The organism is Pseudomonas sp. SJZ080 (assembly GCF_007828295.1).
Classification (GTDB): Bacteria; Pseudomonadota; Gammaproteobacteria; order Pseudomonadales; family Pseudomonadaceae; genus Aquipseudomonas; species Aquipseudomonas migulae_A.
In genome coordinates this window covers 115230-127756 of the sequence record NZ_VIUK01000022.1, presented here as the reverse complement: position 1 = coordinate 127756, position 12527 = coordinate 115230, and the positions used below count along the sequence as shown (strand labels likewise).

3 protein-coding genes and 1 pseudogene are annotated in these 12527 nt (G+C 57.3%); all 4 read right to left on the bottom strand.

Translation table 11 applies throughout. The annotated features are described in order from the left end of the window. Positions 1 to 101: pseudogene (locus FBY04_RS33045) on the bottom strand (integrase); the annotation flags it as partial. A gap of 422 nt (positions 102 to 523) precedes the next feature. Then, the gene (locus FBY04_RS24700) at positions 524 to 922 is read right to left on the bottom strand and encodes a hypothetical protein (protein WP_145317533.1); all 399 of its coding nucleotides are present in this window, start codon (positions 920 to 922) and stop codon (positions 524 to 526) included. A 27-nt stretch (positions 923 to 949) separates the two neighbouring features. Then, positions 950 to 1750, bottom strand: a complete 801-nt coding sequence (locus FBY04_RS24695) for an Imm49 family immunity protein (RefSeq protein ID WP_145317530.1) — start codon at positions 1748 to 1750, stop codon at positions 950 to 952. A gap of 10 nt (positions 1751 to 1760) precedes the next feature. Continuing rightward, positions 1761 to 12524: a hemagglutinin repeat-containing protein gene (locus FBY04_RS24690; RefSeq protein ID WP_145317527.1), complete on the bottom strand. Its 10764-nt coding sequence runs from the start codon at positions 12522 to 12524 to the stop codon at positions 1761 to 1763. Positions 12525 to 12527 lie beyond the last annotated feature (3 nt).

Here is a 12527-nt window from a genome sequence, read left to right as displayed (position 1 = left end):
TTCTTCGTCGGGTAGCCCAACTGACGAATAGTTGCCCCGGTTCGCTTGCCCAGTTTGATGTAGAGCTTGACCGCTCGGATACGGTCTTCGTATGAATACATGAACTACCTCCAGGTAGTCCAAGATTTCCGCCGCATCCCCGGTGGGTCAGTTTTCAATCAGCGCCAACACCTCAAGCCTGATGCGGCTTTCAACAACACAATCCTACCCCAGCGCTAGCAAATACTGCGGCGGGCATCGCTTCTCTCGCGATGGAGCTAATCCATTGAACAGAAGCCACCAAGGTCCATTAAGCCTTGGTGGCTTTTTTCCGCTTCGGCGACATGGCGACCAAATAATGATGGCCGAGCGGCAATGACGCATGCAGCGACAAAGCACATAAATTACAATCCGTCTCCCATTGTGCGCAATTGCATGGACTTGACCATCCATTTGCATTCGACGTGACCAGTCGTTTGCATTCGCACTGACCACCCAATTGCATTCGACTACGTGTCTTTGTCGGTAGTGGAGGTACTAGTGATCAGACCGCAATGCGAAACACCTTTATTTCTTTAGAGTTGCCATCCATACAGATCACACCTGCCACCAAACAGCCCCGACTCATTGCAACCTCGATTTTCGTAGAATATCCAATAGTCTCAGAGTCAAATTTCAGGCATTGAATTAGGGCTTTTAACCAAGATATCGAATACTGCACGTGAGGGCCTAATGATGAATTATCTAACTGCAACCCACCTTCATCATCAAGAATCTTCAACCCCAGAAACAAAGTAACTTCCCCTTCGACCTCGGCGAATCCCAACTGATCGTTGTTGTAGTCTCCGCCATATCGACCCGGAATCAATACAGCCCCATGCCTTTGCATTAAGGACTCGAACAGCCGACTCCGAATTATCGCTTGCTCCGACTGATTATTCATAATAACACCCCCGAGCCAATTAGTAGCTCACTTGAGAAAACTATAAATGGGATCGTAATTAGTCAGGGGTTTAATCGGAAGCCACTCAACAGGTATGTAAGGTGTGTCAACTCGGACTTCATAACCATGACACCAGGCAATTTTTGCGTAAATTACGCCAAATGTAGAAATCAGCCCCTCGGAAAATCCACTTTCAATATCGAGCCTTTTCTTTATCGAGGCCGGCGAGGTCAACTTTGTCAAGGTAGACTCCATCCCCAATACATCTCCGCTCGCAAGTGCCATAAAGAAATCATTATCCAACATAAATATTTTTTTCGGCCCACTTGGCGGTTTGGCAATCATCTGCAAGCAACGCTCGGCCACTTGAGAAAAATCTCCTTTGACTGCCAGGATTATTTGATAGGCTAAAAAATCTGCGGTCGTCGTCGACTGAATTCTTTTTTCATCAATAATTTCATTACAGTTACAAAACCAATCAATGAGCGAAGCATTATCGGAGACAAGTGCCCTCATGAAATCGAGTGTTTTTGGAAGCAAATTCATCTTATCGCTTTGGAGCATGAACTGGTATTTATGCAGGCATTCAGAAACATAAAACCAATTTTTCATAACCTCAAGGTTGGCGGTTTCAAACCACGCATGTATTCCCTTTGCGAAAGCGTGCGACGAAAGTCTTCCCGCACATGCAACAGGATTGCCTAGGCTCTGTTCAATATAGGCAATTAACTTTTCCACATCAAATCCACCATCCAGATGGGATTTGGTGTGCTCCAACCTGTCTTTAGCTCTAGCCTTCCCAGGGCCATAACTCTCAAATAAATTCACCCCAGCCACCTCACTTCAATTTCGCCATCATTAATTGACCTGTACTACGATCCACACCCATAAGCCCCTTGATCAAGCTGCCATCTTGGGTAGCATTATAAATTGCTTTAAAGGCATCAGAATTTTTGTCCAGTTTATTCAACACTTTTTCGATCCAGGCGTCTGACATCTGAACGATATCATCTGCCCCTTTGCTTAATGAGACCCCCCCATTTATTTGCTTCGAGTCCAGCACGATGACTGATTTCCCATCAGCCCTGAGATAAACATGGTCAAACCCATTATTGCTACCATATTTCCCTCCCTCTATAACTTGTAAACCTTGACGCTGAGCCACCGACTCGACCAGTTGTTCGGTGAGAGCCCCAGTACGGTCAGCACCATTAGTAACTTGAACTGCCAGCGCTTTTTCGGCTGGTGTTAAATCAGTAATAGCATAGCTGCTTGCATTAAGCTTCGTTGCACTGACATAGCCTCCCACCGTTGGCTCGATCGCTGCCAGTTCATTGATTGCAGGAACCCCTGAATTGACAGGAGGAGGCCGGTTAGTCGACCCTCCCGTGCCGGTATCCAGGTTTTTCGTGGTCTTGATTTCCAGCGCTGCAACGCGCTCGCCAAGTTCAGCGCTGTCCTTGACAAGCATTTTACCCAAGGCTTTGCTCGATACCTCAATCCCCACTTTTGCCAGAGTCAGCCCCGCTTTAGCTGCCCCACCCACACCGGTCACGACGCTCCCGACGGTGTAGATCAACATACCCAGATCGCGTCCCAGTTGGATTGCCTGATCATCCCCGCCGGTTTCAAGTGCCAATGTCATCCGGTCAATGCTGGCCAACAGGCTGGCCGTCGCCGCTTCACCCAGCTGGCTGCGTACTGCCGGATCATTGACTGCCGAGGCTAATCCCTGCAGCCCCTCGATTGGATGGGCAAGGAACTGCGACAGACCTTCAACGTCTTGCAGACCAGCCTCAGCGATGCCCAGACCAATACCCCCGGTCGTCAGTGCATCTTGTTTTACTGAGGTACCCGCCCACTTGGCGATGACTTGCGCCTGAGCTATCAGCCCCTCGCTCTTGGCTTCTTCCAACTCCTTTTGGGCCTGCACAACTTGCTGGGTCGCCAACCAGTTGTTATCGATGTTCGCTGTAGCTGCATTGTTTGCGGTCGCTGCGCCGTTCGGGTTGCTCATGGCTGCAATGCCCGTCACCAGGCTGGTGATGAGGTTGCGTTTGGCTTCACGCTCCACAGCGGTTTCGTTTGGATCAGCATCCGCAAACAAACCTGCCAGCACGCTGGCAGCCGAACCGCCCAAAGCGCCGGCCGAGCAACTTTGGTTGCTGGCGGCGGCGCCTGCACAACCGAGAATTGCATGGAGCGCCGCGTGTTCAGGACTGCCTTCCTTCAGACCCTTTTTCACCAGTTCGCCGATATACGCCGAACCTTGCTGCTGGACGTAGTTGACCACCATGTTTTGGGCAAACTGCGCGCTGCTTCCGGCCACGTTGCCGCTGATACCCGCGACGAGGGCGGTTGCAATTTGCCGGTAAGTGCCGCCCGCACCCCAGTTTTCATCGATGTCCCTGATTTCCTGCTTCAGCGCCTGATAATTCTTGAGGTGCTTGAGTTGATCGGCCTCAGATGTTCCGGGCGCGTTCATCAGCGCTCTTTCCTCCTCGGCCTGCTCCTTTTTCTGATCGATTTCTTGCGCCCGACTCGCGATGTACTGAGAAACGTTCTGCACAAACTTGCCGACAATTTCGAAGTCCACGCCGATTTCTTGCGCGCCGAAGATCGGCTTGAGTTTGTTACTGCCGTCCCGATCACTAGATACATCGGTGTTGATTGCCGCGACCGCCTGCTCTGCTGTCTGACCGGTCAACGCTTGTTGCTTGGTGGTATTGGTGATGGTGACGGCCGCGCCGCTAATCCCGCTGTAGGTGGTGCTGCTGGAGCTGTCACCGGCATAGAGCACGACCGGTGTATTCGCGCTCCACCCTCCTTTACTCGGCACCTTGGGACCATTTGCGTTGGCCGTTGAGCTGGCATTGCCTTTGCCATCCAGGCCTATCTGACCGCCGTATCCACCACTCAAGTTGATGCTGGTGGCATCGTACTCGGCCTTGTTTTTGATGTCGGAGGTAGTGAGCGTCCCGGTTTCCAAGGTGTTTTTGCCATCAGCCACCGCTTTATCGGTACTGGCGATGACGGCCCCCTTGAGATCGGTATTGCCTGCGACTTCGACCTGGAAGCCACCATTGCCGGCCTTGATTCCTGACTGTTCGCTGACGCTGGCGTAATCGCTTTGCATATGTTGCGCGGCGACACCGCCACTGACGCTGCTCATACCGGCACAGATCGGTGGAACACAGATGTTGACACCGACGTTCGCGCTCATCTGTTTAGAGGTGTAGGTGCTGGTGTCCTGCAGGCTCTCAATATTCAGATCGCCGCCCACCTTGACCTTGACCTGATCAGCGGAAACGACGCCACCCTTGATATTGGTGTCCCCGCCACTTTCAAGTTTTACGCTGTTGCCACCCTTGATATACGTGTTGGTCTGGGTGACATCGTCGCCGTCAGCCATACCGCGTCCCACATTGGCCGCCAGCTCGAACGAGATGCCGTTTTGCGCCCCGCCAAAGCCAATCCCGATGCCGGCACTCCAGCCCGAATTACCATTGGTACTTTCCTGATGCGCCGTGTTTTGCGCCGACAACAGGTTGATTTTACCGTCGGCCTTCAGGTTGACATCGCCTCCGCCCTCGATGCGGCTGCCGACTACGTTGATATCACTGTTCGCGCCATCTCCCGTGGCTACGACCTTGACGTTGCCGCCAGCCACTACATCGCTGGCCACCACATTGCGACCGCTTTGGCTGCTTTCACTATGACTGCGGCTGTCACTGAGATTGACGCTGATCTTGCCCCCGGTTTTCGGGGCGTTCATCAGTGCCTGCCCAGCGTCCACGGCCTGTTTGGCACTCATCGCCGCATTCACGGCAGCCAAGGCAACCATTCGGTCATCACTGGTTTTCTGCGCCGCCTCCCCCATCTGCTGAATGCCACGGAGTGCATCAAGCAACGGAATACTCACCGTTCCGCCAATCGCCGTGCGGCTCGTGCTGGCGGTTTTGGTGGATTCCAGGGTGTCGTAGCCGGCCACGATATCGACATGCTTTGCGGTAATGCCGATATCACCCTGAGGCGCGACCAACTGACTGGCCGTCTGGGTGTAGTGATCACCCGCCGTCAGGCTGATATTGCCGCCCAACGACGCGATCTGGCTGCCCGACTGACGGGTAGAGGTGAACTCTTCGGTTTCTTTCTGCTTCAGGACTCCTGTCGCGCCCTGCCACCAGGACGCGCCGACTTCACCGATTTTTTTGCTGCCGGATTTGGAGCTGGATGTTTCAGTGTTCTGCGCACTGGTGATGTCCAGATTACGACCGGCGTTGATGCCGATGTCCTTATCGGCCACCAACGTACTGCCTTCAACGGTCGTGTCGCGGCCACTCTTGATTTGAATGCTGCTACCGCTGATATCACTGCCGATGCTTTGAGTTGAGCTTGTTTGCCCTTGTTGCGATTTTTGCGTGGAGGACAACCAGCCGGTGACAGTTACGCCAGCTTTGCTAGAACCTTTCGACTGAGCGGATGTTTGCGTTTCCTGATCGGCGCCGATCAGTACGTCATTGCCTGCCGTGAGTTTCACCCCTTCTTCGGCGCGTAAGGCAGCGGCTTTCAGCGAGATGTCGTTATCGGCTTTCAGTTCGATGTTTTTGCCGACCAGTTCTGTGCTGTTCAAACGGGTCTGGTTGACTTCCGAGCTGCTGGACTTGCTCGACGTCCAGCCTTTTTTGGACGAGGCGCTGGCCTCACTGGCATAGTCTTGAGCGGCATTGAGATTGATGTCGCCGCCCGCCGTCGCGAGCAACGTTCCATCGCTCTTCAGCTTGGCGCCAGTGGCGTTGAAATCCTCGCCCGCAGAAATGACCAGTTTATTCGTGGCCGAAACACTCGAGCTGACGGATACGTCCGTCTCGGTCTCGCTCATGGTCGACTTCTTCTTACCCCACGATCCCTTCTTCGTTTTCGTGTAATAGGAATAATCGACGTTCTCTGCGGTCGTCATATTGACGTTATCGCCGGCAAACAGATAGGCCTCATCCCCGGCACTCGCCCGACTTGCAATCAGGTCCAGATCCTTGCCGGCACTGAGGGTAATGTTGCCCCCCGCTGTGACCGTCGTGGACACCTGACTCACATGGTCTTCCTGACTCGTCACCTTTTTGGTCTTGCTGTACGAATGCTGTTCATCCGCCGCCGAAGCCAATGTCAGGTCGCCAGCGGCGTTCATGCTCACATCGCGTTTGGCGTCGAGCTGGCTGCCAATGACAGCCAGGTCACGACCGGCGGTAACCTTCAGGTCCTGCCCCACATCAACGTCTGAGCCATATTGGGTGATGGTCTGATTGCGATGCAGGCCCCGCTCGCCGCTTACGATCTGCTCAGCGGAAGTGATGTTGACGTCACGGCCGGCGGTGATCGTGGTATCAGCACCGCTTTTCAGCACACTGCCGACGTTGTTGACGTCGCGCCCGGCCTTGAGGGTCAGGTTGTTGGCCGCTTCGATTCGGGCGGCGTTGTCGACGAAGTCGGTCTGCTCGGTGCGGTAACCGCTGCTGCTTTGGTGAATGGTAACGGTGCGTTCGTTGATCACGTCGCCCTGAGTCGCGGTCAGCGAGACATCACGGCCGGCGATGATGCCGCCGGCCTTGTTCGTCAGATTGTTGGTGGCCAGCAGGTCGAGGCGGTTGCCGGCCTCCACCAGGCCGCTGCTGACCAGATCGTTCTTGGCCGTGGCCTCGAGTTTCTGGCTGGAGCGCAAGGTCCCGGCGTTGTTCAGGTCTTTACCGGCGATCAGGGTGACGTCGCTGCCCTGGATCAAGGCGCCGTTGGCGGCGAGACGATTGTTGGCGTTGGCCAGGTACAGCACCGGCACCAGCACTTGCTCGCCGTTCACTTCGGCATTTTCCATCCAGACAATATCGTGGGTCAGGGCCGCGACTTGTTCAGAGGTCAGGCTGACACCCAAGGACAGGTTGAGCTCCGTCTTACTGGCGATGGCGTTATTCATCAGGTACTTGAACAGGCCCTCGTCGGAGGTCTGGCCATCGATAAATCGCTGGCCGGTACGGGCAACCACGGCTTGCTGGATCAGGCGTTGTTCATAAAGACCATCACCCAGTCGTTTGGCGCTGTTGTCCGGGTCGTAGCCGAGGTTGGACAGCAGGTAGTCCGAACTCATGAATTGCTTGAGGTCAGTGAGCACCGGGTTGGTTTCGATCAGGTACTTGTGGGGCTGGGATTTGCCGGCGTTGCTTGGCAGTCCTTGGACGCGGTTGATGGTGAATGGGGCGCTGGCGGATGAGCCGCCTCCCGTGACTGTGGCGCCGGTAACATTCCAGCTCTGCGGGCCGGTACCGGTCGGGCTGGTACTGCCTTCCTGACTCAAACGGAACAGGCCGTTCTGGCTGGTGGGCAAGCTGAAACCGGGCAGACTTACCGGGTTAACTTGCTGTTGCGCGAGGTCGGGCGGCAGTTGCTGGTTCAGGGTGATACGGGTGGAATACTGGCTGCCCGCAGAGCCTGTACCCGTGCGGGGACCACTGCCCACGTAGGTGTAGCCAGGGCGTACGACGGTGTTGTCGATGTTGTTCTGGGCGTTGATGTTGATCGCGCCGGCGGCCTGGATGACCGCGGCGTAGCTTTGGTCGCTGGAGGCAATTTTGCGGGTGCTGCCTAATCCCGGATATTCCATTTCTGTCATGCCAATAAAGTTGGCCATGCCGGCTTGAAGTCCACTCAGGTCATTGGCGTTGTAGCCACCGCTTTCATACCAATACTGATTCGTGAAAGCACTCGCGGCGCTGTACCAGCCGCCTGCGTTTCTGGTTCGCTCGGACCTGTAGATTCGGGTGGTTTCGGTTTCCCCGGTTTCAACGCCGCTGTTGGTCAGGTTCACCAGCGTGGCGCTCAAGTTGCCGCCCGTGGCGATGGTGCTGCTCTGGTTCAACAGGTCGTCACCGCTCAGGGTCAGGTTGCCGCCGGCCGTGATGCTGGAGGCGACACTGGCAGCGGTGACTTCGAGTTTTTCGCGTTGGACGATCTCCCAGACATGGTTTTGTTTGCCGCTGCAATCGCCGGCATTGACCCCTTCGATACACGCGATTTCGTCAATTTTGGCGGTATAGATGCCCTGGTTGTTGGTGGTCAGCACGGCGCGGATGTTCTGAATGGTGCTCGCCGCCAGGCTCATGCTGCCATCGCTTTGAATCGACGCAGAACTGTTGACGATGCTCGCGGCCTGGGCGCCCTGGCCATTACGGTCAATCGTGAGGTTACCCAGGCTATAAATGTTGGCGTAGAGGTTGTTCAGCGCATTGACCCGCAGGCTCATGTTGCCGCCGCTGAAGATCAGCCCGTGATCGTTGACCAGCGAGCCGGTGGTCACGGTCAAACCTTGACCACTGCCCAGCGTCCCCGAGTTGTAGAGGCCACCGGCGTTCACGGTCAGGTTAGCAGCCGAAGTCAAGCGACCGGCGTTGTTCAATTGGCCACCCACCGACACGGTGGTGTCACCCCCACCGGCAATGCTGGCGGCCGCGTTGAGGTTCAGTTGTGCGGCACTTACGCCGAGCGTCCCGAGACTGCTGACCCGACCGCTTCCCGAATACGTGCCGCCAAGGTCGATCTTCAAGTTGCCGTCACTGGCGATCAGGCCATCGTTGTTCCAGTTGCTGCCGCTACCGGTCAGTTGGCTGACAGCCAAGAGCTGACCATTGGCCGTTTGATTGAGATTGTTGATGTTGACGGTCAGCCGATCGGCCTGGATCACGCTGCTGTTGGTCCAGCCGTCAGCGGCCAGGGTCAGACCTCCGCGGGTGACGAAGCTGCCGCCGGCACTGCCGAGTAGCCCGGTGGCAATGTCGAAGATACCGGTGCCGACGTGCAGCACGTTGCCACCGACGTTCAGCAAGCTACCGGTGCCGAGGCTCAGGTTGCTGTTCGCGGACTCCACGGTGCCGTTGCGGTTGTCGAACACGCCACCGATGGTGAACGCGGTTTTGCCATTACTGCCCAGCGCGCGCAGTTGGCCGGTCTGGTTGTCGAGGCTCGCCGCCGTGATGGTCAGGGTGCTTTCGCTTTCGATGATGCCCAGGCGGTTGTTCAACGCGCCGCGCAGGCTCAGGTCGACCTGTTGCCCGCCGATCTGCCCATCGGCATCGCCGCTGTTGTCGAAGTCTTTACCGGTGACGCTGACCCGCCCTTTGGCGTAAAGGCCGCCGTTGCGGTTGTCGAAGTTGCCGTTCGTGCCGGTGTCGATGATGGCGTCACCGGTTTGCGCGGTGATGCGTCCGCCGTAGTTGTCGATAACGGCCAGTGCCTTGAGATCCAGGCTCTGGGCCTGAATGATCCCGCCCTGACGATTGTTGTTCAGGTCATAGCCGTTGCGCAGTACACCAGTGATGTGGCTGCTGAAGGCGCCTTGCAGGCTGGAGAGCACGCCGCCGCGGCTGTCGAGGCTGGCAGCGGTGATGTCGAGGTTGCCGTCCTTGGCGACGATGCGCCCGCTCTGGTTATCGATTGCAGCACCCGTGTCGATTGTCAGATCGCCCTGGCTCTGCAGGCTGCCTTTGGCGTTATCGAGGCTGGCGGCACTCAAAGTCAGGCCAGCGTCGCGGCTGAAGATCAGACCGTCCGCGCTGTTTTGCACGGCACCAGAGGCTGTAAGGGTCAGTAAATCGTTGCCAGCGACAGTACCGCCATTGCGGTTGTCGAGACCGCTCGTCAACAGGCTCAGCAACCCTTGACTGGCCAGTTTGCCGCCCTGGTTATTGATCTGATTGGCACGGGTAATCACCATCGGGCCGAGGCTGGCGAGTTGGCCGTTGGTATTGGTCAAGGTGCCGAGCAGATCAAGGCTGACCGCGCCATTGCCAGCCAGGATGCCGGCGCCGTTGTTCAGGTCGGTACCGGTAAAACTAATGCCTTGCTGAGCATTGATGGTTGCATTGGCGTTGTTGAGGAGAGTGGCCTGGATGTCCAGACCGGCACCGCTGTCGATCAGGCCACCCTGACTGTTATCCAGTGTCCCGGCAATGACGAAGGTTTGCGCACCGCCACTGGAAAGAATGCCTTTGTCGCTGTTGTCGAGGCTGGCCGCCGTGACCTTCAGCGTGCCGTGACTGACCAAGGCCCCGGCGTTGCTGTTACGCACCGCGCCGCTGAGGTCTACCAGCACGTCGCCGTCACGGCTCGATAAGGTGCCCTCGTTGCGGTTGTCCAGGCTGCCGCCCAGAAGGCTCAAACCCTGCCAGCCGGAGATCAGGCCATTGAGGTTGGTGGTGGTATCGGCAGTGAGGTCCAGTTGCTGACGGCTGATGAGTTTGCCGTCGCTGTTGTCCAGATTACGCCCCACCAGCGTGTAGCTTTGGCTGCTGGAGAGTTCACCACCCTGGTTGTTCAAGTCCCGCAGGTTGCGGATGCTCAACTGTCCGGTGGTAGTGATCAGGCCTTTGGCATTGTTCAGGTCGCCCATAGCGCCGTTGAAGTCGATGGCGATCGCGCTGCCGAGAAACGAACCGCCATTCTGGTTGTTCAGACTCGCCGTGTTGATGGTCAGGTTGTCGGTGGCGTTGATCAGCCCTTGGTCCTGGTTGTCGAGTTGCCCGTTTACCTGAAGGTCGAGATCCGCGAGACTGGTCATGGTGCCGCCGTTGTTGTTCAGGCTGCCTGCCTGCACGTCGACATAGGCTGCAGCAATCAGGCCTTTGATGTTGGTCAGCGCTTGTTGCACGCGCAGGGTCACTGCCTGATTGCCAAGTAGCTTGCCATTGCTGTTGTCGAGACTGTCAGCCGCCAGCGTAAAGGCCTGTGCGCTGGAAATCTCGCCGTTACGGTTATCGACCTGCTGGAGGTTTTTCAGCACCAGTAGTGGGGCATTGATCAGGCCACTTTGGTTATTCAGGACACCGTGGTTCAGGTCCAGGGTCAAGGACGTGTCGCTGGTGAGTTGCCCGCCATCGTGCTGATCGAGACTGCTGACGCTGGCCGTCAGGGTCTTGTTGCTGGCGATTTGACCGTTGCCGCTGTTATCGACTTTGCCGGCGTTGAGGCTCAGGCTGTCGAGGCTGGTCAGCTTGCCGCCCTGGTTGTTTACCCCCCCCGTGGCGGTGATGCTCAAGGCCTTGCCGGCGTTCACCAGCCCCGCCACGTTATCCAGCGTTTGCATGCGCAACGTCGCAGCGGTCAGCGTCGACAGTTCGCCATGACTGTTGTTCAAATGGCCGACGGTTGCACTGATATTGCCGGTGCTGGTGATCAGCCCTTTGCCATTGAGCACCTGATTGGCCGCCATGTTCAGCGCGCCACTGCTCAACACTCGACCGTTGTTCTGGTTGTCCAGGGTTCCAGCCGTGAGGTTTGCATTCTGCCCGGCACTCAAGGTGCCGCCCTGGTTGGTCAACGTCTGCGCGGTATTGACCGTCAGATTGCGGCTGGCCACCACGCTCTTGCCGGTGTTGTTGAGGTTGTGCGCCGTCAGATTCACATCGCCTTTGGCGTTGCGGCTGTTGTCGGCATTGACCCCGGCTTCGATGATGCCGTTGTTGGTCAACTCACCGCCGGCGCTCAGGGTGATGCTGTCGCGGGCGGCGAGGGTTTGCTGGTTGGTCAGGTTCCCCTGGGTTTGCACATTCAGGGCGGAGCCGGCATAGACCGGTCCTTGGCCGTCGAGGCTGGCGGCTTTGACGTTCACTGCGCCCGTGGCAGAAGTCTGCGCTAGGGTGAGATGCCCATTGGCATCGATCTGAATATCTCCGCCACTGGCGGCCAGGTTGCCGGCCAGTTTCACCCCGACGCCCTGCTCGGTGCCCACCAGTTTGATCGCCCCGGCGTACATGCCGCCGAGGGCCGAAGAGTCGATGGCCAGCCCCGGTTTGGCGCTGCCGTCATCGGCGCGGGCCGTGGCGTTGAGGCTGTCGGCGTTGACGTCGTTGCGACCGGCGATGAGGGTCAGGTTGCTCGCCTGAATCTCGGCGTTGATCTTCGCGCTGCGGGTGATGATTTCGAAGCGGTCGACGTTCGTGGCGTTGAGCCCGGCACCGTCGATGGCGATGCTGCCCTGATCGACCTGAAAACGATCCAAACGACCGCCGCCGTCGAGCACGGGTTTGCCGGTGGTCAATGTCACGCGCGGGGTGTTGATGAAGCCGCAACCGTTGCAGCTGATGCCGTACGGGTTGGCGACGATCACTCGCGCCGACTGCCCCGCCACTTCGGTGTAACCGCGCAGCTGGCTCGGACTGCCACCGACCACTTCGTTGAGGATGGTTTGCGCGGCGACCCGGTTGGTGAGGTTGGGGTTGCCGACGATGATGCCGCCCAATTGCGTCGTGCCAGTCTGCGCGGCGACGTTGTTGAGAATGACGCCCTGAGTGCCAACGTTGTAATCGTGAAACTGGTTATGCGACAGCCCAGTGCCGTTGGGCGTGGCGATGTTGACGATCGGCACCCCATTGCCGGCCTGACCGAGACTGGTGCCGGGCGTGGCCACCACAATCCCATCCGCCTGGGCCCACATCGGTTGCCAGAACATGACGTTGGCCAGCAGGAACGCCAATCCTCGCTTGGGCATACCCCAAAAGTGCTCACGGGTTTTCACGACCGCAGAAGGCTGGCGCGCGAGGAAAGCGTAGTGGCGAACGTCCATGTC